Annotated in this window: 23 protein-coding genes; 13 read left to right on the top strand and 10 right to left on the bottom strand. The window is 54.5% G+C overall.

Annotated features, from left to right (window positions below; translation table 11 throughout):
* Positions 1 to 5: 5 nt before the first annotated feature.
* The 3 genes from TIRI35C_RS05265 to TIRI35C_RS11205 are packed head-to-tail and all read left to right on the top strand — an operon-like array spanning position 6 to position 695.
* Positions 6 to 323, top strand: a complete 318-nt coding sequence (locus TIRI35C_RS05265) for a nucleotidyltransferase domain-containing protein (protein ID WP_188202017.1) — start codon at positions 6 to 8, stop codon at positions 321 to 323.
* Positions 320 to 610: a HEPN domain-containing protein gene (locus TIRI35C_RS05260; protein WP_281400520.1), complete on the top strand. Its 291-nt coding sequence runs from the start codon at positions 320 to 322 to the stop codon at positions 608 to 610. The genes TIRI35C_RS05265 and TIRI35C_RS05260 overlap by 4 nt, the downstream gene beginning before the upstream one ends.
* On the top strand, positions 582 to 695 hold the full coding sequence (locus tag TIRI35C_RS11205) for a HEPN domain-containing protein (protein WP_281400519.1): 114 nt from the start codon (positions 582 to 584) through the stop codon (positions 693 to 695). Before TIRI35C_RS05260 ends, TIRI35C_RS11205 begins: the two co-directional genes overlap by 29 nt.
* Here TIRI35C_RS11205 and TIRI35C_RS05255 read toward each other — a convergent pair.
* Both TIRI35C_RS05255 and pepQ read right to left on the bottom strand, forming a co-directional pair.
* On the bottom strand, positions 682 to 1,755 hold the full coding sequence (locus tag TIRI35C_RS05255) for an mRNA surveillance protein pelota (protein ID WP_188203050.1): 1,074 nt from the start codon (positions 1,753 to 1,755) through the stop codon (positions 682 to 684). The genes TIRI35C_RS11205 and TIRI35C_RS05255 overlap by 14 nt on opposite strands.
* A 62-nt stretch (positions 1,756 to 1,817) precedes the next feature.
* Entirely contained in the window at positions 1,818 to 2,864 is a 1,047-nt protein-coding gene (gene pepQ, locus TIRI35C_RS05250) for a Xaa-Pro dipeptidase PepQ (RefSeq protein WP_188202016.1), read from the bottom strand.
* A 121-nt stretch (positions 2,865 to 2,985) separates the two neighbouring features.
* On the opposite strand from pepQ, the gene TIRI35C_RS05245 reads away from it, so the two are divergent.
* From TIRI35C_RS05245 to TIRI35C_RS05230, 4 genes are read left to right on the top strand one after another with little or no spacing between them, the layout of a single operon-like run.
* Positions 2,986 to 3,654, top strand: a complete 669-nt coding sequence (locus tag TIRI35C_RS05245) for an HAD family hydrolase (RefSeq protein WP_188202015.1) — start codon at positions 2,986 to 2,988, stop codon at positions 3,652 to 3,654.
* A gap of 42 nt (positions 3,655 to 3,696) precedes the next feature.
* Positions 3,697 to 3,963, top strand: a complete 267-nt coding sequence (locus tag TIRI35C_RS05240) for a 50S ribosomal protein L35ae (protein WP_188203049.1) — start codon at positions 3,697 to 3,699, stop codon at positions 3,961 to 3,963.
* Positions 3,964 to 4,009: 46 nt separating this feature from the next.
* Complete coding sequence (locus tag TIRI35C_RS05235; protein ID WP_188202014.1) at positions 4,010 to 5,146, top strand: tRNA (guanine(10)-N(2))-dimethyltransferase; 1,137 nt, start codon at positions 4,010 to 4,012, stop codon at positions 5,144 to 5,146.
* A gap of 48 nt (positions 5,147 to 5,194) precedes the next feature.
* Positions 5,195 to 6,289: a VIT1/CCC1 transporter family protein gene (locus TIRI35C_RS05230; RefSeq protein WP_188202013.1), complete on the top strand. Its 1,095-nt coding sequence runs from the start codon at positions 5,195 to 5,197 to the stop codon at positions 6,287 to 6,289.
* Here the strand turns inward: TIRI35C_RS05230 and TIRI35C_RS05225 are convergent.
* From TIRI35C_RS05225 to TIRI35C_RS05205, 5 genes are all read right to left on the bottom strand, one after another.
* Positions 6,286 to 6,681, bottom strand: coding sequence for a type II toxin-antitoxin system VapC family toxin (locus tag TIRI35C_RS05225; protein ID WP_246454788.1), 396 nt, complete (start codon positions 6,679 to 6,681; stop codon positions 6,286 to 6,288). The genes TIRI35C_RS05230 and TIRI35C_RS05225 overlap by 4 nt on opposite strands.
* On the bottom strand, positions 6,671 to 6,892 hold the full coding sequence (gene vapB / locus TIRI35C_RS05220; protein ID WP_188202011.1) for a type II toxin-antitoxin system VapB family antitoxin: 222 nt from the start codon (positions 6,890 to 6,892) through the stop codon (positions 6,671 to 6,673). Before vapB ends, TIRI35C_RS05225 begins: the two co-directional genes overlap by 11 nt.
* 47 nt (positions 6,893 to 6,939) lie before the next feature.
* Positions 6,940 to 8,310 carry an MATE family efflux transporter gene (locus TIRI35C_RS05215; protein WP_188202010.1) on the bottom strand — a complete coding sequence of 457 codons (1,371 nt, stop codon included), beginning with the start codon at positions 8,308 to 8,310 and terminating at the stop codon, positions 6,940 to 6,942.
* Between the two features lie 89 nt (positions 8,311 to 8,399).
* Entirely contained in the window at positions 8,400 to 8,591 is a 192-nt protein-coding gene (locus TIRI35C_RS05210) for a 50S ribosomal protein L37e (RefSeq protein ID WP_167902596.1), read from the bottom strand.
* Between the two features lie 25 nt (positions 8,592 to 8,616).
* A complete protein-coding gene (locus TIRI35C_RS05205; RefSeq protein WP_014011940.1) occupies positions 8,617 to 8,847 on the bottom strand; it encodes an LSm family protein in 231 nt (76 codons plus the stop codon).
* A gap of 152 nt (positions 8,848 to 8,999) precedes the next feature.
* On the opposite strand from TIRI35C_RS05205, the gene TIRI35C_RS05200 reads away from it, so the two are divergent.
* A complete protein-coding gene (locus TIRI35C_RS05200; protein ID WP_188202009.1) occupies positions 9,000 to 11,288 on the top strand; it encodes an alpha-amylase family glycosyl hydrolase in 2,289 nt (762 codons plus the stop codon).
* 92 nt (positions 11,289 to 11,380) lie between these two features.
* The gene (glyS, locus tag TIRI35C_RS05195; RefSeq protein WP_188202008.1) at positions 11,381 to 13,093 is read left to right on the top strand and encodes a glycine--tRNA ligase; all 1,713 of its coding nucleotides are present in this window, start codon (positions 11,381 to 11,383) and stop codon (positions 13,091 to 13,093) included.
* A 30-nt stretch (positions 13,094 to 13,123) separates the two neighbouring features.
* Here glyS and TIRI35C_RS05190 read toward each other — a convergent pair whose 3' ends face one another.
* The gene (locus TIRI35C_RS05190; RefSeq protein WP_188202007.1) at positions 13,124 to 13,426 is read right to left on the bottom strand and encodes a nucleotidyltransferase family protein; all 303 of its coding nucleotides are present in this window, start codon (positions 13,424 to 13,426) and stop codon (positions 13,124 to 13,126) included.
* A gap of 61 nt (positions 13,427 to 13,487) precedes the next feature.
* Here TIRI35C_RS05190 and TIRI35C_RS05185 point away from each other — a divergent pair, with 61 nt between their 5' ends.
* Complete coding sequence (locus TIRI35C_RS05185; protein ID WP_188202006.1) at positions 13,488 to 13,994, top strand: DUF402 domain-containing protein; 507 nt, start codon at positions 13,488 to 13,490, stop codon at positions 13,992 to 13,994.
* A 2-nt stretch (positions 13,995 to 13,996) separates the two neighbouring features.
* Positions 13,997 to 14,287, top strand: a complete 291-nt coding sequence (locus TIRI35C_RS05180) for a DUF167 domain-containing protein (protein WP_188203048.1) — start codon at positions 13,997 to 13,999, stop codon at positions 14,285 to 14,287.
* Here TIRI35C_RS05180 and TIRI35C_RS05175 read toward each other — a convergent pair whose 3' ends face one another.
* Entirely contained in the window at positions 14,288 to 15,292 is a 1,005-nt protein-coding gene (locus tag TIRI35C_RS05175) for a phosphorylating glyceraldehyde-3-phosphate dehydrogenase (protein ID WP_188202005.1), read from the bottom strand. It lies immediately after the preceding gene.
* A gap of 156 nt (positions 15,293 to 15,448) precedes the next feature.
* Here TIRI35C_RS05175 and TIRI35C_RS05170 point away from each other — a divergent pair, with 156 nt between their 5' ends.
* Together TIRI35C_RS05170 and TIRI35C_RS05165 are read left to right on the top strand one after the other, a co-directional pair.
* Positions 15,449 to 16,207 carry a molybdopterin-binding protein gene (locus tag TIRI35C_RS05170; protein WP_188203047.1) on the top strand — a complete coding sequence of 253 codons (759 nt, stop codon included), beginning with the start codon at positions 15,449 to 15,451 and terminating at the stop codon, positions 16,205 to 16,207.
* Positions 16,208 to 16,272: 65 nt separating this feature from the next.
* Positions 16,273 to 17,100: a translation initiation factor eIF-2B alpha/beta/delta subunit family protein gene (locus tag TIRI35C_RS05165; RefSeq protein WP_188202004.1), complete on the top strand. Its 828-nt coding sequence runs from the start codon at positions 16,273 to 16,275 to the stop codon at positions 17,098 to 17,100.
* Between the two features lie 33 nt (positions 17,101 to 17,133).
* On the opposite strand, the gene TIRI35C_RS05160 is transcribed toward TIRI35C_RS05165, so the two are convergent.
* Complete coding sequence (locus TIRI35C_RS05160; protein ID WP_188202003.1) at positions 17,134 to 19,773, bottom strand: CBM96 family carbohydrate-binding protein; 2,640 nt, start codon at positions 19,771 to 19,773, stop codon at positions 17,134 to 17,136.
* Between the last annotated feature and the right edge of the window lie 114 nt (positions 19,774 to 19,887).

Below are 19,887 nucleotides of genomic sequence, written 5' to 3'. Positions count from 1 at the left end.
TGACCATGAGCCGTGAGACGATCAGAGATGTGATTCTTAGGGTATCGAGAGAGCTCGGCCTAGAGGTCAATGATATAATCCTTTTCGGTTCCAGAGCCAGGGGCGATTTTAGAGCCGACAGCGATTGGGATGTTCTGGTGGTTCTCCCCAGGGCATTGGAGAGGAAGAAGGAACTGGAAGCGTACAAGAGGATACACAGGGAGCTTCTGTTAAAGGGAATCAAGGTGGATCTCCTGTTTATTTCTAAGGATGAACTCGAAAAGGTCAAGGATGACACGGGTTTTCTTTACTACTACGCTCTCAGGGAGGGTGTGAAAATTTGAGCTTTAGGAAATGGCTCGAAAAGGCTGAAAAAGACTTTGTACTGGCCAAAAATAGCCTTTCTCTTAAATTCTACGACTATGTAACCTTTCACGCCCAGCAGTGTGCTGAAAAGGCTTTAAAGGCGTTTTTGGTATCAAAGGGGAAACCCATCAAACGAACCCATGATATTGGAGAACTCATACTCCGGTGTGCCGATGTAGATTCTGAATTCTTAAAGCTCTTCGATGATGATGTGGATCTTCTAACCCGCTTATGCTGTGGAGGCAAGATATCCGACCATTCATGAGCCGGAGAAAGAAGAGGCGGAAAGTGCCATAAAACTGGCTGAGCTCGTCCTTGCATTTGTGAAGTCCAAACTTACTTCACCCTGAACCTCAGCAGTGCCGCCAGGCCGCCCAACGCTTTCAGCTTGTCGCCTCCCTCGTGCTCCGAGCTTACAACAACAACCTCGCCCCTCGAATACCTCACCGCGTCCATGAGCTCCTCTATCTTTTCCCTGTGCTCTCCCTTCAAGAGCTCGTCCAAAACGAGTAGCGTCTCAACTGCGCCGTAGTTCACAGCTTCCTCAACTTCCCTCAGACCGTAAGCGGCCAGGCCGTTGTTTCTGGCCACGTTTTCAAGCACCTTCTCGACGAGCTGGACTTCTTTCGCAACGCGGTTCTCGTGGTAGACCCTGTCAACCGTTCCGCGCCTTATGACCTCGTAGATGCCCGTCCTCCCGGTTACGCTCGTGTCCTCGATTACCACCTTCTTGGCCAGCTCTGGATAGTTTTCGCGAAGGAACTTGTGGAAGTCCTCCTTGACGAAGCCGGGACCGGCTACTATGGCCCTCTCTATTCCTTCACGGCTGATTATCTCCTCCATGCTCTTGGCGACATCGTGGAAGAACTTCTTCTCCTCGCTCTCGCGGTTGGTGCTGTACCTCTTCCCCCCGAGGTTGTAGCGTATGCCCTTCAGTATCTCGACGCCGTATTCTCTGATTATCGCCATATCAGCTTCTCCGTCGTCTATGACGACTATCATGACCCTTGCCCTCTTTGATGCCTCAACCGCTTCTTTCAGCCTCTCTATGTGGTGCTCCTTCCAGCGGGGCTTCTGAATGGTAACGACCGTGCCTTCCTCTATCGCTATCGTGTGGTACTTGCCGAGCGGGACGTCGTCCCTGCTGGCGTAGACTATCGGCCCGGTAACGCGAACCTGGTTGGCGAACTTGTGGAAGTTTATCTTCTCTGCCTTAACGCCGAGGAAGACGGGAATGACCTCAACCTTCTCGGCCCTCAGGGAATCGCTCCTCTGGCTCTGCTTCCTGAGCGTTTTCGCGTAAACGGTATCGCCCGGGTCTATGATGTGGTAGAGGTGCCAGAGGTCGTCGAGGGTCTCGGCCTTGACCTTTATCTTGCCCTCCTTGGCGTCCTGGTGGATTATCTGCACCCCTTTCACCTCCCGAAAAGAGTACCCTTAGCCCTTTAAAAAGTTGCTAAAAGGGAAGAGAATCAGATGAGCTCCCTCTCGGTTTTGGTGAGCCTCTTTGCACCGTTCTCCGTGATGAGGACAGTGTCCTCTATGCGAACGCCGCCGAACTTGGGAAGGTATATGCCAGGTTCGATGGTTATCACCATCCCTGGCTTGAGTTCCGTCTCATCGAACTGGCTCACCCTCGGCCACTCGTGAATCTCTAGGCCAACACCGTGCCCCGTTGAGTGTATGAAGTAGTCGCCGTAGCCGTACTCCGCTATGACGTCCCTGACGATGGTGTCGAGTTCTTTGGCCGTCATCCCGGGTTTGGCGGCTTCAACGCCCTTTCTCTGGGCCTCAAGAACGACGTAGTAGATGTCCTTCTGCTTCTCGTTCGGACTGCCCACGACTATCGTTCTTGTCGTGTCCGAGTGGTAGTGTCTGTAGAGCGCTCCCTCATCTATGACGACCAGATCGCCCTTCTCTATCCTCTTGTCGCTGGCTATCCCATGCGGAAGAGCTGAACGCCATCCGCTGGCTATTATCGTGTCGAAGGCCGTCTTTTCCGCTCCGTTCATCTTCATGACGTACTCCATCTTGGCCGCTATTTCCCTCTCGCGCTTGCCCTCGCTTATCTCCTCAAGGGCGGCCATCATTGCCATGTCCGCTATCTCGCAGGCGGCCTTTATGAGCTCGATTTCCTCTGGAGTCTTGATTATGCGGAGCTCCTTCACCACATCATCGACTGAGATGAAATCCGCGGCGCCCACCTTCTCCCTGAGTGTCTGGAGGGTCGAGAAGCTCGTTCTGCCCTCTATGCCAAGCCTTTTCAGCTTGAAGGAGGAAAGCCTCTCGTAAAGCTCCTTTCCTGTCTTGAATTTTTCGACGGGAACCCTGGAGGCTTCCCTTGCCTCCTCGTACTCCAGCTCCGGGACGATGAAGAGGGCATCATCAGGGGTAACGACGAGGTATCCCCCGAGGACGGGTGATGAGCCGGTGAAGTAGAAGAGGTTTTCCCGCCCAGTTATTAGAACCCCATCGAGCTCGTTTTTGGATATGAACTCCTTAAGCCGGTCAATCCTCATCTTTTAATCACCGGGCATTTGTAATCGTCATTACAATAAAACCCTTTCGGCAGACCATCGACGAAAACCCGAGCTTCTCGTTTCAGGAAAAGGTTATAATCCAGCTGAGGATACTAGGTACATGACGGTTTATCTGTTCGACTTTGATGGAACCCTCGTGGACAGCACGGGCGCGGTTGAAAAGGCCCTTCGCATAGCCATCGAAAAGACAGTCCCCGCGGTCATCGAGAGCGACCTGTACGAGGACTACTACAAGGCCCTTGCCCTGTTCATCAAGGGCAAGCTGACCTACCAGTACCTCGGTGTCATTCACGAGCTCGTCGCCCAGGGCACGATACACGAGTACTACAAGCTCATGCCGCGGTACATCAAGGACTTTCCCCACGCGAGGAGGGTTATCCGGGAGCTCAGAGCACGGGGAAGGCGCGTAATAAGCTTCTCCGGTGAGCATACTTACCCAGGCGGAAAGGTCATCTTCATGAAAAGGACAAACTGGTACGACGAGTTTGACGAGGTGATAACCTTCAGGGGCACCAAAGACATGCTCAAGAAGTTTGAGAACCTGCGCGAACTCTATCCCGACGAGCCCTTCGTCTGGGTGGACGACAGCCCGAGCAGGTTCACTTACATACTGGATGAGAACACGCTACTCGTTCAGAAGGCATCGCCGTACAAGAGCGACGTGGCTCTTCTTTTTGAGAGACAGAACTTCCTGAAGATAAGGAGCATCAGGGAAGTGTTGGAGATAGACGACGGGCTCTTCGCCTTCGCGGAGGAGGATAAGACTTAAAAATGTCTGTTGGAGAACCCTCACCCGGTGGAGGTGAGGGCGATGGCCAGGGGGAAGGCTCTCGTCCTTGCCTACGCCGGGACGAAAGAGCACCAGGACAACCACCACATGATTCTAAAGCCCCTTGGCATCGACGACAGGGGCGCTGCCTCGAGGCTCATAGGCAGGAAGGTCGTGTGGAGGACTCCAACCGGCCGGAAGATGTACGGCAAAATCCTCAGGACGCACGGCAACCGCGGTGAGGTGAAGGCCTACTTCAAGCCGGGCCTTCCGGGCCAGGCCCTTGGGGACTACGTTGAGATTCTCTGAGCGCAATCCTTTAAACCTCCCAACCTTTTCTTTCTCCGGTGAGATAATGGAACTCGTTGAGGTGCGCGAGGGTCTTGCAAAAATCCTTGTCCCGAAGGCGGAGAGGATATACGATGCTCCCGTCTTTTACAACCCAGTCATGGCCCTAAACCGGGATATAAGCGTCCTGGCCGTTGGAGTGCTCAAACCGGGGACTGTTCTCGACGCTCTCTCCGCCACAGGTATTAGGGGTATCCGCTACGCCCTCGAAACTCCGGCCAAAGAGGTCTGGCTCAACGACATAAGCGGGGAGGCCTTCAACCTGATTTTGGAAAACGTCCGGCTGAACCTCGGCATCGATGGGGAGAGAATAGGCGAGAATAGGGTCTCTTTTGAGGGAGAGAAGAGGATCGTGGCCAACCTCGACGATGCGAACAGGTTAATGGCGGAGAAGTTCCGCTACTTCGACTTCCTCGACCTCGACCCCTTCGGCTCGCCGGTGGAGTTCCTCGACACCGCCCTAAGGAGCGTCAGGAGAAGGGGCGTTTTAGCCCTTACCGCCACCGATACCGGCGTCCTCTGCGGTGCATACAGAAACGCCTGCCGCAGGAAGTACCTCGCCGAGCCCATACGGGGTGAGCTCTGCCACGAGGCCGGACTGAGGATTCTCATAGGGACGGTCGTCAGATATGCCGCTAAATACGACCTCGGCATTGACGTTCTCCTCGCGTACTACCGCGACCACTACTTCAGGGCATTTCTGAGGCTCAAGAGCGGCACGAGGAAGGCCGACGAGAGCCTTTCAAACCTCGGCTATCTCTGGCAGGATGAGAGCGGAAAGTTTACCTACGAACAGGCCTTCCTCCCTGAGAGGCCAAAAGCCTACGGTCCTCTCTGGCTCGGTCCACTGAAGGAACAGGGGTTCGTTGACGATATGCTGAGCCTGGCAGGTACCCACTCCCTCGCCCACAAGAAGACTCTTCCGTTCCTCGAAACCATCTCCGGGGAGCTCGACGTTCCGTTCCACTACGACACCCACGCGCTGGCGAGGAGGAACAACCTTCAGGTCGGGAAGCTCGCGGATATAATCGAAACCCTCCGCGGGAAAGGCTACTCCGCAACGAGAACGCACTTCTCTCCGACAGCGATGAAGACAGATGCGCCCTTCGAGGAGGTGCTGAAGGCACTGAGGAGCCTCCGATGACCGACACCCATTTAACCTCAGCCGCTGTTCTTTCCAGGGGGTGGGGGAATGGACGAGATGCTGGAACTAGCGAGGGGCTTTTATAAGGACGAGTACGCCGATTCAGTCCTCTACGCCCAGCTTGCAAGGATTGAAAAGGACGAGGAGATAAGGAAGGAATTTCTTCGGCTCTCAAATATCGAGTCAAAGCACGCCAAGTTCTGGCACGACTTCATAAAGCGACACGGAGGGGAGGTTCCAAAGCCTTCCGTGAAAAGGCTCACAATCTTCAGTGTCAAGCTCCTCAGAAGGCTCCTTGGACCAGGCTCGGTCGCTTCGCTCCTTGAGATGGGTGAGAACAGTGCGATAGGGAAGTACTTCAAGTACCTCACGACCTACGCGGACAGGTTCAACGAGGATGAGTTGAGGGAGATAAAGGATGTTATACTGGACGAGCTGGAGCACGAAAAGTTCTTCTACGAGAGCAAGGAGCGCTTCCACGTCGAGAATACCCGCGACCTCGTTCTGGGCATGAACGACGGGCTGGTTGAAATCCTCGGAGCAGTGACAGGTCTTTCTGCCGTGTATCCGAACAACCCGCAGCTCGTTGGAATAAGCGGCCTCATCGTCGGTGTAGCAGGCGCGCTCTCGATGGCGATAGGCACCTTCGTTTCCGTCCGCTCCCAGAGGCAGATTAAGGAGTCAATACGCGAGAGGATGGAGGTTCTCTTCAGAGTCTCGCCGGAAAGGGCGGCAGAAGAGCTTGTGGAAAAGCTCGTCGAGGGAGGAATGCCCGAAGAGGTCGCGAAGGAAGTTGCGAGAGAACTCGCCGACAACAGCGAGGCGGTAATGCAGCTCCTCCTCCCTGAGGCTGAGGAGAACGAGATAAGGGCGGCTCTCTACACGGGCTTCGCCTACCTCCTCGGTGTCGCTTTCCCGGTTACGCCGTACTTCGTAGCTTCCAGCTCGCTGACCGCGCTCCCGTTCTCGATACTGCTGGCGGGCTCGGCACTGGCGATAGTGGCGGCGTTGATTTCACTACTCTCCGGAATCTCAATCAGAAAGAAGGTCGCGGAGATGGTGGCAACGGGACTTGGAGCTGCCTTCCTGAGCTATCTCTTCGGCCGGCTCATGGAGACCCTCTTCAACGTCTCGACGCTTTAGAGGTAGGTTACCTCAACGCCGAGTTTCTCCGCTATTTTTCCCTGCTCTTTGTCACTGGTGGCAAGTTCGCCATACTTCAGGGCCTGAGCGATGTAGAGGGCGTCATAAACGGTGATTCTGTGCTCCAAGGCTATGCTCTTCGCGTGATGAAGATACTGTAGTCCACTTTCCAGAATGACCACATTAGGTACTGCGTCAACCACAAGCACCCGTTTTTCGAATTCCTCCCGTGAGATTCTTCCGTAGAGGACGTGATGTTTCCAGAGGGCGTTTGAAACCTCAGCCAAGGCGTAGTCAAGCGAGACGACATCTTTCAGGAGTAGCTCCTCGATCCGTTCCCAGCCAGGTTCGAGGAGAACGTATTTGGCTAGGACAGAGGCATCAATTACCATCACGGTCCTCCCTCACGTACCTTTTTGCGGTTCCTTCCTTAGCGGGGATTCCCCCAGCGAGTAACTCGTGCATCATCTCAACGGTTCTTCTCTTCTCCTCCTTGCTTATTCTCGAAGCTATGAACCGCCGTATCTCCTCGCTCCAGTTGATGTCGTACTTCTTCATCTTCTCCTTTAGCTCGTCCGGGACGCGAACGCTTATGACCGCCATACAACCACCGTTTACAGAAACGCATTACAAGGATATAAACGTTGTCGTCATACCTTCACGTACTTCCACTTGCCTCGCTTGAATGCCCACCAGAACAGCCCCGCGGTGGTGAAGGTTTCAAGGCTCATGGCTATCCACGCGGCGATGACCCCAAGGCCCTCAAACTGCACCGGCCCGATTGAAAAGCCAAAGCCGAGGATGTATGCCGGCACTATGCGGAAGAGGAGCTTGCTGACCGCTGTGATGTACATCGGCGTTTTAGTATCGCCGGCTCCCCTCAGTGCGCCTCCGAGGACGAAGAGCCATCCGAGGGGAATTTCGCTTATTCCGACTATTATGAGGTATATGCTGGCAAGCCTCATGACCTCGCCGTAGTTCGGGTCGCTCGGGCTTATGAAGGGCATGACAAGGTAGCGCGGGAATATTATCAGGACAGCCGCCATGACGCTCATAAACAGGCCCACCATCTTGAGCGCCTCATAGACGGTCTTTTCAGCCTTTTCTGGTTTTCCTTCGCCGAGGCTCTGACCGACTAAAGCTGATGTCGCCACGTTGAAGCCGAAGGCGGGCATGTACGCTATGCTCTCGACGCGGAGACCAACCTGATGGGAGGCAAGGGCCACGGTTCCAAAACGCGTAACGATGCTCATATAGAGGAAGTTGTAGAAGCTGAAGATGCCGCGCTCGATCATCGTCGGCACACCGATGCGGAGGATTCTGCTCGCCATCTCGGGGTGGAAGCTCCAGCTCGGCCGGAACCTCAGCACCAGCTTTCCGCTCCAGAGGAGGTAGAGGCCGAGGAGGAACGAGGTGGTGATTCCTATTCCCGACGCCCAGGCCGCTCCAACGGGGCCGAGCTGTGGGAAACCGAGCTTTCCGAATATGAGGAGGTAATCGAGAACCGCGTTTACCACGTTCATAAGGATGCCGAGCTTCATGGGGGTCTTTGTGTCTCCAGCCCCTCTGAGGGCCGAGAAGGCCGTAAAGCCGGCGAATCGAATGGGATAGAAGGCAAAGATTACCTTGATGTACTCGTAGCCCAGAGCAACTACGTCCGGCTTAGCGCCCATTATCCTCAGGATGTCATCCCCAAGGAACCAGCCGAAGAGCATAACGGGGATTCCAAGGAGGAACGCCAGGTAGAGGCTCTGCTCCAAAGCTAAGGTTGCGTTCTCCTCGTCTTTGGCTCCAACAAACCTCGCCACCAGCGCGAGGGTTCCCGTGGCTACGGCAGCCATAATGGGCATCATGAACCAGCTGACCTGGCCGCCGAGGCCGACAGCGGCTAAGGCCAAAGCCCCGAGCTGGCCGACCATCATCATGTCCACTAGGTTGAGAAGCGTCTGGGATATGTTGCCCATGATTGCGGGCCAGGCAAGCTTCCAGAGCCTTCTCTGCTCCTCGTTGAAGTGCAACATTAAGACGTCCCTCTAAACGAACAGAATGGCATTTAAGTTAATAAGAGTTGCGGTGAACCTGAAGATGCAGAAGGGGAAAATAAAAAGGTTCAGTAGGCGAGGTTCCTCTTCTTCCTCCACTTGTGGGACCAGCTGTACTTCCTCATGCGCCTGCTCCTGCCGAAGCCACAAGCGGCGCAGTAGCCCTTCTGGACGTTGAAGGCGCGCCTTCCGCAGCGCCTGCATCTAATGTGAGTTGGAGTGTGGTTCCTCCTGCCCTTTGGTTCGGTTCCCGCTCCCATGGTATCACCTCGCTAAGCCACGACTTCACTCAAGCTCAACCGGGGAGATGGCGAGAACGTTGTCTCCCCTGATGACGATTTTACCGTACCTCTTAACTTCCTCGCCCTCCTGGATGAGGGCAGCGTCCGCAAGGACGACGTTCAGGTGGATGTCGTAACCGATGAGCCTGCCCCTGAACTCCGAACCCCTCTTGAGGAGCACGAGGACATCCTTGTCGAGGGACTTGTGGATAACGTCGAGTGGTCTTTCCGCCATTTTCACGCACCTCCAAATAATCAAAGCTCGTAACGATAACGAGGGAAACGGTTTATAACTCTTTCCCCGTGCTTTTCGCTGGGGTTCCGGGAACACACCTCCTGTGGAAAACCATATAACTATGTATCACCAAGGGTGACTATGGTGGTTCCATGAAAAAAGGTGGCCTGCCTCTGATTCTCATACTCCTAACCGCCATACTGAGCGGATGCATCTCGGGTGAAACCCAGAACCAAACGGGCACGACTTCAAGCTCGGTTCCCACGACAGCCACTTCTCCGGTGCTCACTTCAACATCCACATATTCCCCTTCTCCAAAGGGTGAGTTCAGACTGCCGGAGGGCAACTACAGGGCCATCTACACCGGCCTCGGCAAGTCATGTCCAACCGGAATGGTTCCCGTGCGGTTTACCTATTATCCTAGGAACGAGACAGTAAAGTTAGTCAGTCTGCGCGGGAGTTTCAACAACTGGGATGAGTTGTTAATGAAAGAGGAGAACGGGACCTGGAGCACAACGGTCTGCCTCAGGCCCGGGAAGTACGAGTACAAGTACTTTATCAACGGCCAGTGGGTCAAAGACATGCCAGATGATGGCACAGGAAAGCCCTACGATCCGGACGCCGATGGATATGCCGATGACGGCTACGGCGGGAAGAACGCGGTCAGGGTCGTTGAGGGGAAGGAGAGCTTTTACCTTGACTTTGATCCCGGCGACCCGGCCTACCTGAGCGTTGCCGACAACAGGACGGTTGTGAGGTTCGAGGCAAAGAGGAATGCCGTAAACTCGGCCGTCCTTGTGACCGACAGAGGAAACTACACTATGGAGCTTCAGGTATGGTGGGACTCTGGGGAGGTGTGGCGCGCCGAGGTGCCGTTCGTTGAACCAATGAGGTATTACATCGCCGTAAATTCTACCGACGGTGGGATGTTTCTCGTCCTTAACACAAGCGAGAGCCCGTTCTTCAGCTTCGACGGCGTTGATAGGTTTCCTCAGCTGGAGTGGGTGAGCAACGGGATAGCCTACCAGATATTCCCCGACAGGTTCAACAACGGTAACGAGAGCAACGACGCCCTGGCGCTGGACCACGACGAGCTTCTCCTCAACCAGGTCAACCCCGGGAGACCAATACTCTCCAACTGGAGCGACCCGATAACTCCCCTCCACTGCTGCCACCAGTACTTCGGCGGGGACATAAATGGAATAACCAAAAAGCTCGACTACCTTCAGAGCCTGGGCGTCACGATAATCTACCTCAATCCCATCTTTCTCTCCGGGAGCGCCCATGGCTACGACACCTACGACTACTACAGACTGGATCCGAAGTTCGGGACGGAGGAAGACCTCAGGGAGTTCCTCAATGAGGCCCACAAGCGCGGCATAAGGGTCATCTTCGACTTCGTGCCCAACCACTGCGGGATTGGCAACCCTGCATTCCTTGATGTCTGGAAGAACGGAAAGCAAAGCCCCTACTGGGACTGGTTCTTCATAAAGAAATGGCCATTTAAGCTGGGCGATGGGGAGGCATACGTCGGCTGGTGGGGAATTGGCAGTTTGCCAAAGCTCAACACGACGAATCCAGAGGTGAGAGAGTATCTCATTGGTGCCGCCCTATACTGGCTCGACTTTGGCTTCGACGGGATAAGAGTGGATGTGCCAAACGAGGTTCTCGATCCCGGTACCTTCTTCTCCGAGCTGAGGGAGCGGGTAAAAGAGAAGCACCCTGATGCATACCTAATCGGCGAGATATGGACGCTCTCGCCTGAGTGGGTCAAGGGAGACCGCTTTGACTCGCTCATGAACTACGCCCTCGGAAGGGACATTCTCCTGAACTACGCAAGGGGCTACCTGAGCGGTGAAGCCGCAATGAAGATGATGGGCAGGTACTATGCCGCGTACGGTGAAAACGTCGTCGCGATGGGCTTCAATCTCGTTGATTCCCACGACACGTCGAGGGTCCTCACCGACCTCGGCGGCGGGAGCTTTGGAGATGAACCCACCAACGAATCTATCCAGCGGCTCAAACTGCTTTCGAGCATCCTCTACTCGCTTCCTGGGACTCCAGTGACCTTCCAGGGCGACGAGAGGGGCCTGCTGGGCGACAAGAACCACTACGACGAGCATCGCTATCCGATAGGGTGGGATCAGGTGAACGAGGACGTGCTGAACCACTACAGGGCGCTGGCAGAGCTCAGGAAGAGAGTTCCCGCCCTGAGGAGCAGTGTCATAAGGTTCTACACTGCTAAGGGAGGTATGATGGCCTTCTTCAGGGGGCACAACGATGAGGTTCTCGTCGTGGCAAACAGCTGGAAGAAACCTTCTCAGCTTGAGCTTCCCCCTGGGAAGTGGAGGATCGTCTGGCCTGAGAACTACACTGGAATTACCGTGTCAGGCCCCGTTGAGGTGCCCCCAGTTAGTGTCCTCCTACTGGAGAGGGACTAACTTCCCTCAGTCTTTTTTCATTGCCACTCCGACGATTCCCGTTCCAAAAGCTTTTTATGAAATGGCCTTACTCCAGTTTCAGGTGGTGAGTAATGGGAGAGAAGCCCGACAGATACGAGATTCTTCAGGACTTGATGAGGAGGAGAGGCTTTGCCTGGGGGAGCTTTGAAATCTACGGTGGTGCGAGAGGTTTTTATGATTACGGTCCGCTTGGTGCGACGATAAAGAGGAAAATCGAGCGGAAGATACGCGAGGCCTTCCAGAGGGAGGGCTTTTTCGAGCTGGAAACACCGGATATAACCCCTGAGAGGGTCTTCATAGCGAGCGGTCACGTTGACAAGTTCGTCGACCCGCTGGTTGAGTGTAAGAAGTGCGGTGCGCGCTTTAGGGCAGACCACCTTGTTGAAGAAGCCCTCGGCATAGACACAGAGGGCATGAGCGCCGAGCACCTAACTGAACTCATCCGCGAGCACGACATCCGCTGCCCCGAGTGCGGCGGCGAGCTTTCCGATGTCTGGTACTTCAACCTCATGTTCGAGACCAAAATCGGCCCCTACGGCGACCAGAAGGGCTATCTGAGGCCAGAAACCGCCCAGGGCATCTTTGTGAACTTCAAAAGACTGAACGCTTTCGCCAGGAACAGGCTCCCCTTCGGCGTATTCCAGATAGGTAAAGCATACCGCAACGAGATTTCACCGAGGCAGGGGATGTTAAGGCTGAGGGAGTTCACGCAGGCTGAAGCGGAGATATTCTTCAACCCGAAGGAGACTGCCCATCCTCACTTTGACGAGGTCAAAGACGAGGTTCTGCGCCTCTATCCAATAGAGCACCAGCTCAAGAACCTCGGTACGATTGAGATGACTGCGCTGGAGGCCGTGGAGAAGGGCTACATCATGAACACCTTCTTCGCCTACTACATGGTCATGGTCAAGCGCGTCCTCCTCGATATCGGCATCCCCGAGGATAAGATACGCTTCCGCCAGCAGCTGCCCGAGGAGCGCGCTCACTATTCGCGCGACACATGGGACGCCGAGATACACAGCGAGCGCTTTGGCTGGGTGGAGTGCGTTGGGATAGCCAACAGGGGAGACTACGACCTCAGCAAGCATCTGAAGATGAGCGGGGCAGATTTAACCGTCCTCATACACTACGATGAGCCCAGGATAGTCAAGCACCTCAAAGTAAGCCTCAACATGAAGAAGGTTGGTCCCAAGCTGAAGAAGGACGCCAAGAGGATAAACGACCTCATCCAGGGCTGGGACGAGGAGAAGAAGCGTGAGCTGGTTGAAGTCCTCGAAAGGGACGGAAAGGCTATCATCGAGGGCTACGAGCTTGAGAAGGACGACTTCATAGTCAGGGAAGTAGAAGAAAAGATCACCGGAGAAAAGATAGTGCCCCACGTCCTTGAGCCAAGCTTTGGAATAGACAGGCCGTTCTACCTGCTCCTTGAGAACAGCCTTGTAATCGAGGAGGACAGAACATACCTCAAACTGAAGAAGGATATGGCGCCGATCGAGGTCGCGGTTCTGCCCCTCGTTGCGAAGGAGCCGCTGAAGAGCATAGCCTACGACGTATTCAGGGCGCTCCAGAAGGCGGGCTTCATAGCGGTCTACGACGAGAAGGACACCGTCGGGAGGAGATACATCCGCTACGACGAGATAGGAACGCCCTACTGCGTCACAATAGACAACCAGACGCCCGAGGACAACACCGTTACGATCCGTGACCGCGACACGAGGGAGCAGATGAGGGTGAAGATTGAAGAGCTACCGGAGAAGCTCAGGGAGCTGATTTTTGGGGAGTGAGCTTAGCAGAGCTCTTTTACCATTTTCTCTTTAGACATAAACGAGGTCCCCCTTTATGTGCTCCCAGAAGCGATTTCTGCTCATAGCTGCACTTTTTGTTATCAGATCCACTTTGACTCCAAGCAGGGATTCGAGGTAGTCCTTGAGATCGACTATCTCCCAGCCGATGGGCCGTTCAAACTCGACGAGTATATCCACGTCGCTAAGCTCTGTCTCCTCTCCCCTTGCATAGGAGCCGAATATAGCGATTGAGCTGACTCCGAATCTCCTGCGGAGATCCTCCTTATGTGTTCTAAGAATACTCTCAACCTCGGAAAGGGTAATCCCTGTCATCAATAAACACTGAAGTTGTGAAAATATAAAAAGGTTCAGTCCCATCCCCCTTGGGGGTATCATGGCCGGGAAGCTCCACCTCATCTACCGTCGCCTTCCAAACAGGATTCTTGAGCGCGATGACGAGGTAGTCGCTGATTTGGGAGATGTCATAGTTGCCAAATCCCGCTTTGAGGGCATGCTTGCCCCGCTGAGAGTGAACGGCGTCGAGGTAATCAAGAACGGTTATAATATGCTCTATTTTGCCTTTGTCGGAGAGAACTACGACATCCTGAAGGTCTACGACGAGAAGGGAAACTTCAAAGGCCTCTACATCGACGTTCTGGCTTACACAAAGAGGGAAGGAAACACCCTTGAGATGCTAGACCTTTTCCTTGACATCTTCGTCTTCCCGAGTGGCGAGGCCTTCCTCCTCGATGAAGACGAGCTTGAGATGGCACTTAACTACGGAGTGATTGAGGGGGAGACCTTTGACTTCGCCTACCGCGTTGCGAGGGAAATCATCGAAAAGATTAAACGGAATGAGTTCCCGCCAGATATCGTGTGGAGATACAACTGGAGGGATTGATAATGAGCGCGAAGTTCCTGAAGGAGACCAAGGACGGGACGATTCTACTCGTTTACGTCCAGCCGAAGGCGAAGAGGAACGAGATTGAAGGCGTTGATGAGTGGCGCGGTCGCTTAAAGGTCAAAATCAAGGCCCCGCCCGTAGATGGAAAAGCCAACAAAGAACTCGTCAGGTTCCTCTCGAAGGTTCTCGGTGCGGAGGTTGAGCTCGTCAGGGGTGAGACGAGCAGGGAGAAGGATGTGGTGGTTAAGAGGCTAACCCCTGAGGAAATCAAGAAAAAATTGGGGCTGTAATCACTTCAAAATCCCCAGGCTCTCGTTCGTCTTCCTTATGCTCTCCCACTTGTCGGCCATCTCAAACATGGCCCTTATCGCGTCTATGTTCTCCGGAACGACGTCGCTCTCCTGGTGAACCGCCTGGATGTAGAAGAGCCTGTTTCTTCTCACACTTACGCTCTCCTTCCAGACGGCAATCTCGTAGAGGTTGTTCCACTCGCGGTGCAGGTCACGGGCGAACTCTATAAGCTGGGCCGTGCTGTCAAAGCCCTTCTCCTTCTCGAAGAGGAGAACCCTTGTGGTGTTCTCGAAGACCTCAACGACGTCCTTGGATTCGAGCGGCTTCTTCAGCTCGACCATTATGCTGTGAACGTGCATGAGCGTGGTCGGAACAACAAAGGCGCTCGTTTCAATGTTTATCGGAATCACCGTTTGAACATCAGGGCCGTGGTGCGAAGGAACCGCTACGCTCGGCGTTATCGCATTCACAGGTCCGCGCTTGGAGTCGTTCGGGTCGGCGGCCCTTCTAATCATAACTGCGTAGACGTAGTCTATGTACTCCTGAATCGCTGAGAGGGTTCTGGTAAGGCCCGTGGTGTTGCACGAGACAACGCGGACGTAGTCCTTCCCCAATGCTTTCTCGTAGTTGGCCTGAGCCACGAAGGAAACCTCCGCGACGCTAGCCTTCTCGCCACCCTGGAAAATCGCCTTAACCCCTGCCTCCTCGTAGAGCTCCTTGTTTTTGGCTCCCATTCCCCCAGGGGTGGCATCCACAATGACGTCAACCTCCTCAAGGAGGTCACCGAGTGTTCCTGCCACCTCAAAGCCCGCCTTCTCGAACCTTGGCAGGAACTCCTCGCTGGCAGCATAAACCGGAATTCCAAGCTCCATCGCGCGGTAAGCTTCAAAGTCCGGCTTCGTCTTGGTAACGCCCATGAGCTTCATATCGTCCTGCTTCGTGACCGCGTAGGCGACGCGCTTTCCTATCGTTCCGTAACCGTTAACTCCAACCTTCACCTTCATGCTACCACCGGAGAATTTTATCGCGATAAAATACTTAAGCCTTGTTTTCACCCGCGGTGAAAACTGCTATTGAGGGTACTGGATTTTTACATTTTCCTGCAAAGGAATTCCGCTGGGGTTATAAGGAGTTCCCCTGAAAATCCATCGGTGATTGTGATGTTCGCCGAGATACTCACGATAGGCGATGAGCTTCTCACGGGAAACACCGTGGACAGCAACTCCGCATTTATTGCCCAGAAGCTCACAGAGAGGGGCTACTGGGTGAGGCGGAAGACTACGGTTGGCGATGACGTTGAGGAAATCAAAACAGCGGTAAGGGAAATCCTCGCGAGGAAGCCCGAGGTTATTATCATCTCTGGAGGGTTGGGTCCAACTCACGATGACGTCACGATGCTGGCAGTTGCGGAGGCCATAGAGAGGAAGCTCGTCCTCTGTGAGGAGTGTCTTGAGAGAATCAGGAAGTTCTACCGCGAACTCTACGAGAAGGGCCTCATAGACAATCCTGAGTTAAACGAAGCGCGCAAAAAGATGGCATACTTACCCGAGGGTGCGGAGCCTCTGGAGAACACCGAGGGAGCCGCGCCAGGGGCATACATCGAGCATGGAGGAGTCAAGATATTCGTCCTTCCGGGGATGCCGCGCGAGATGAAGGCCATGCTTGAGGAAGAAGTTATGCAGAGGCTCGGCGAGAGGAGGTTCATCCAGAGAAAGCTTTTGGCCGAGATAACCGACGAGAGCAAGCTCGCGCCGATTCTCATCGAGGCTCTCAAGAAGTTCCGTGTGAGAATACACTCATCTCCGAAGGGCTTTGGGAGGTACATTGGCATCATAGTCTTCGGCGAGAGCGAGGAGGAGATAGAGCGCGCGAAGGCTTTCATGGAATCCAGAGGGATTAGGTTTGAAGAAGGCTGGTAGCGAAACGCTGATAAGGGAAAAGGCGAATTAACCGCGTTCCGTGCCAATAATGCAAGGTGTTGCCCATGCTTCCTGCCGAGGTTCGTTCAATCATTGAAGAGATGAGGGCTGAGAGAATCAGGGGCGCGGGCTGGCTCGCTAAAAGGGGTGCCGAGGCGTACATAGTCCTCTCCGAACTCCTCGAAGGGGAAGAGCTTGAGAGTGCCCTGAAGGAGATGAAAGAGGAAATCCCAGCCGTCAACAGGACGATGGCGTCACTTTACAACCTCTCGCGCTTCATGCCCATAACGGGGGATCCCGACGTGGTGAGGGCAAAGGCTGAGGAGTTCATCCGCCTTGGTGAAGAGGCAAAACGCGAGATAGGCAACATCGGGAGCGAGCTGATAGACGAGAACGAGGTTGTAATCACGCACTCATTCTCCTCGGCCGTTCTTGAGATATTCAATGCCGCGAAGAGGAAGGGCAAGCACTTCAGGGTCATACTGACCGAGAGCGCGCCCGACTACGAGGGGATAGCCCTAGCGAGGGAGCTGGATTCCATTGGAATTCCCTTCGAAGTTATAACCGATGCTCAGCTGGGCCTCTTCACCAAGAAGGCCACCCTCGCGCTGGTCGGGGCGGACAACGTTACGCGCGACGGGGCGGTTGTTAACAAGGCCGGAACCTATCTCCTCTCCTTGGCCTGCCACGACAACGGTATTCCTTTCTACGTCGCCGCGGAGAGCTTCAAGCTCCACCCAAGGCTGACCTCGGAGGAGGTTGAGATAGTCGAGAGGCCCTACGCGAGACAGGGCTACCGCGTGAGAAACCTGCTCTTCGACGTTACCCCCTGGCGGTACGTCAGGGGCATCATAACGGAGTTCGGAATTCTGGTCCCTCCAAAGGAGATATGAGCCGGCCAAGCAAAAGAGGTAGAAAAGAAAAGGTCACTCCTGGTGGGCAAGCCAGAGGAGGGCACCTTTGATGAAGGGCCAGGTGCTCTTGATGTATTTCTGATAGTAGTCGTCGCTGAGGGCCTTGCTTGAGCCGTAGGCGACTATTCTGCCGGTGCCGAGATCAACGGCAGCCGCTATAACCGGGTTGGTGCCGGGTATCCTGACGACGTTTCCATCGGCATCGACTGAGTAGCCGGTGTCGTAGCCTTTGATGAGCCATACAGCGGTGCCTCCTATTGTGAGGGTGTTACCGTTGTAGTACATCGTCCAGTCGTCGGGCACGAACTTCATGACCGGGTGTGCCTTGTTGTATATTCCGACGAACGGGTAGTATGGCCTGCCGCCGTTCTGGTCGTCGTCCATGAGCTCGTCCGGGTTGAAGGTTATTCCATAGTCACCAACTATCTCGTTGAAGTTCTCGACGTTGGCGTACTTGTACCATTCGCCCGTTATTAACAGGCCTCCGCCGTTCTCGATGTACTCTTTGATGCTCTCAATCTCTGAGGCGGTGAAGTCGTCCTTCGGGTCGGTAAGTATCACAACGTCGTACTCCTTGAGTAGGTCGTAGGTGAGCGGGAGCTGGTTTATCTCCACCTCCCAGCCGAGCTCGCTCTGTATCTTGTCCACGAGGTAGCTGACGCCGACCTTATTGACGTAGTACTGTCCGTGGGCGGCGTCGATGAGAACGCGGGTTATCTTGATGGTAACGTTGGTTGTGGGGGTGGTGTTGGTTTCAGGGGTGGTTCCCGTCTCGTTGCCAGGAACGGTTTCGTTGCCAGGGTTCACCTCGGTTTCGTTGGCCGGAGCCGGTGGGTGGCAGAGGGGCTCGACCTGGGTCAGTACTGCCTGGAGCTTTGGAAGGAGGTTGTTGATCTCCTCCGTTACATCCCTTCCCAGCATTGCGGCCTTCCTTATGTGGACCATTACCGGATAGTAGTACGAGTTCCTGTACGGGTTCTGCTGGACGAGAAGGCCTTTGAGGGCATCGTAAAGCTGGTACTGCCTCTGTATCTCTGCCATGCTGTCCTCTATCCACTGGACCTTCGGGGCGAGATCGCCGAGATCAACACCGCAGGCCTGGAGCTCGCTGACGGTCCAGGTAATGTTCTCGTAGAGCGGGGAGAGGGCTTCCATTTCCTTGGTGTAGAGCCTCTCGTAGTACGGGGTGAGGCCATACGCAACGACGTTGGGGTTTGGGACGACCCTGTATTCGTAAACCCTTTCATCAACCAGACCCCAGTCTCCCGCGAATACCTGTATGTCAATGGAAAGCTCTCCCAGGTTCATCGGGATGTATGAAAGCTCGTAGGTTACGCTTCCGTTGGTTTCTATCTCATGGGTTGCATTCCCGACCTTCGCCCCGTTGGCGTAGAGAACCACAGTTACGTTGTCTGCCACTTCTCCGTTGTTAACGACTGTAATCGTGAACTTCATCGGGATGCCCTTAATGGAGTAGTCCGGCTTGGCTACGTGAGAGATGCCAACGGACGGTATGTAGAGTTCATAGTCCGTTGGATAGACCTCAATGACCCGGTACTTGTAACCGATTCCCTCAACATATCTCAGCATTTTACCCTGAGTGACGTCCATTATTCCGTAGTAGTCGTAGAGAACCAGCGTTCCGGTGTCGTCAGCGACGGTGATGCTCTTCCCATCCACATCTACAACCCGGACCCACTCTAACCTGACGCGCATGCTCTGGTAGGAATCGTTCATCTCCCCTGCGCCAAGCACAACGGGTTCAGGAACTTCTGCAGAACCGACAACTTTGTAGGTGGGGTTCTTTATCTCGTAGAGTCCATTGTACGCAGCGGTTGTTCCATTAACCTGGACGACGTCTCCGGGCTTGACATCATGCATGAAGGAGCTGCCAACGTACACGTAAATTCCGCTGTTGGGTTCAGTGCCGTTCTGGATGAAGAAGCCGGTGCTGCGGGTGCCTATGACTATTCCGCTGGTGACGACCTGCTTGCCGGTCTCCCAGTTCTCCCTTATCTCCCTGATGGGCTGGTACTGCGGGCCCTCAGGGACGTAATAGACAACCTCAAGGTAGGGGTAGTTTCCATACTTGCTCTCCTTGGAGTTATAGCCTATGCTCTCGGCCACAACCCCCTCAACGTCGGATATGAGAACGAAGCTGACGACCTTGTCTCCGGAGAGCTCGGCCTCGACGAAGTCCGTCACGTTCCAGACGGACCAGTGGCGCCCATCTGTATCAACGAGGTCCTTATCGAGAAGCTCCCCTGCTGGGGGCTTGGTGTTCCAGGTTATAGAATCCTCGGTCCAGGAATCGTCGGAAACCGCGTAGGCGCTTATGTTCACGGGGGTTGAGTAGGCGCCGCTGTAGGTGTAGGCGTGGAGAGTTGCGCTGACTATGACCGCGTTGTCCGGAATGCTGGAGAGGTCGAACTTGAGATATGTCCTCTCATCTGCGTGGTCTTTGTAGTAGGTTCCGACGTAAAGACTGCCGTAGGAGCCGTAGTTTGAATCTGGAGCGGTATCCTTGACGTACGCGTCGTCGGTGGGGTTTATTTGAACCGTCGTTGCTGCAGCCGAAACCGCGTGAAATGCGACGTTCGGCACAATGCTCAAAATCAACAGGGCCATTAAAACGATGCTCCATCGCTTCATAGGGATCACCTGAGAAAAAACGGTATCAATGTATAAATAAGTTTTTCCACCAATTCCTTGTATCAATTATCACCCAAGGTATTCACCAACGCCCATAAAGGCTAAAAACTGAAA

It is taken from the genome of Thermococcus camini, from assembly GCF_904067545.1.
GTDB lineage: Archaea > Methanobacteriota_B > Thermococci > Thermococcales > Thermococcaceae > Thermococcus > Thermococcus camini.
Note: the sequence above shows the minus strand (reverse complement) of the source record. Positions and strands in the feature narration are given on the sequence as shown.